This is a genomic window from Glaciecola siphonariae (assembly GCF_042652645.1).
Lineage (GTDB): Bacteria > Pseudomonadota > Gammaproteobacteria > Enterobacterales > Alteromonadaceae > Glaciecola > Glaciecola siphonariae.
Genome location: NZ_JBHSGU010000022.1, coordinates 1 through 1,478, shown reverse-complemented (window position 1 = coordinate 1,478; position 1,478 = coordinate 1). Strand labels below are relative to the sequence as shown.

The following is a 1,478-nucleotide window of genomic DNA, read 5'->3' as shown; positions in this document are numbered from 1 at the left end:
ATGCACTTGCTAGCGCAAATCGCCACTCAAAACACTGACGTCGAGCAACTGCTACCATGGCGATTTGCTAAAGACTAGGTGGGATTACGAGACGCTCACGAAGAAGGCATTCCTGTTCAATGGTTATTTGAGGGAATCTCTGAGCTACTACCTGTTTATGATGAAATCGAAGATGGGGTTGAGATAATGTTTGGTGAATATAGACAAAAATTGAAAAATATCAAAAAAAAGGTGCTGAGCAAGAAAGATGTTGTTAGATAAACCAGCAAATAACAAAAGCTTGAAGCGGATAAAAATAAAGAGCAATTTTTACCGCTTAAGCAGGTATTATACGCCAAAAGGATTTGAAATTTGAGGTACAAAAAAATTTTATCCATTTTCACAGAAACTGACGGGATGCCAGCCTTATTTCGTTTTCAGCACATCTTAAATGCAGGGTTAAGCTCTATCATGTTATTATTCTTTTTCTGGCCATGGCCAAATTCAACATATAGGTTTAATGATAAAGAATTGTCCTATTCGGAATTTTGGTTGTCTGGTATGGCTCCGATAATTCTATTGTTCTTTATTTTGATGTTTTCTATTTGTATTGCTACAGTTAAACGATCACGATCTGGACTGTATGGAGTGTTTCTATACTGGTCATTAATCGTGCTCTTCTTGTCTTATGGCAGCCTCATCGGTTTAGTTGTAGGAGCTCTAATAATTACCGCATGGGCTTGGTACCTTTTCAAAAATGAAAAAGTTAGAGTATATTTTGAACATCGAAGCGTATAACAAAGCACTCAACTCACTCGCTTCGCTCGCTGGGACATTAACGCGGCGCGCCTTCGGCTATTATGCGCGCCGCGTCACTGCCCGTTAGTGCGGTGTTATACGTCACTAGCATGAAGAATTGGACTGAGATTAAACACGAATTTGAAACTGATGGTTCGTTGAGAGACATATATATAGTTGGCGCTTCTGAATCTATTTGGAATGTATTCATAAATGCGGTCAATAATTCTTACCCGTGTAAATTTTTTGTTGATGGTGAAGAGAAGTCATTACCTAGCTCGTTTAGTGCTATTAAGGGTATTCAAAATACAGCGACTACGAATCTAGCAATAAAAATAGATGGAGGAATTCTAGTGAATTGTCACTTTTTTTCGGACCATCAAATTGAGTTAGATTTGTCGCCTTCAGACATTGCTAATACAAATGATTTTGAAAACTTGCAGAAGTTCATGTTTTGGCTTCACAATCTATTGAAGTTAAAGGTTGTTTTGACTCATGAAAATGGCCCTGAATTAGAGATACTAACTGTTGAATAACGCGACGTATAACAAAAAAATTCAAGCGGACACTGCCAAGAGCGGGCAGCGCCGCTTAATTTGGTGTTAGCCACTTGGAGGTTTAAATGGAAATGAACCAAGTCACTCTTCCAGTCTACAACATGGAAGAAGCGGTAAAGTTCTATCTGGTTCTTGGTTTTATAC

Annotated in this window: 2 protein-coding genes; both read left to right on the top strand. The window is 38.4% G+C overall.

Annotation, left to right across the window (positions count from 1 at the left end; all coding sequences use genetic code 11):
* The first annotated feature begins 78 nt into the window (after positions 1 to 78).
* Positions 79 to 261, top strand: a complete 183-nt coding sequence (locus ACFO4O_RS16400; protein ID WP_382410500.1) for a hypothetical protein — start codon at positions 79 to 81, stop codon at positions 259 to 261.
* Between the two features lie 626 nt (positions 262 to 887).
* Complete coding sequence (locus ACFO4O_RS16395) at positions 888 to 1,313, top strand: hypothetical protein (RefSeq protein WP_382410499.1); 426 nt, start codon at positions 888 to 890, stop codon at positions 1,311 to 1,313.
* The last annotated feature ends 165 nt before the right edge of the window (positions 1,314 to 1,478 follow it).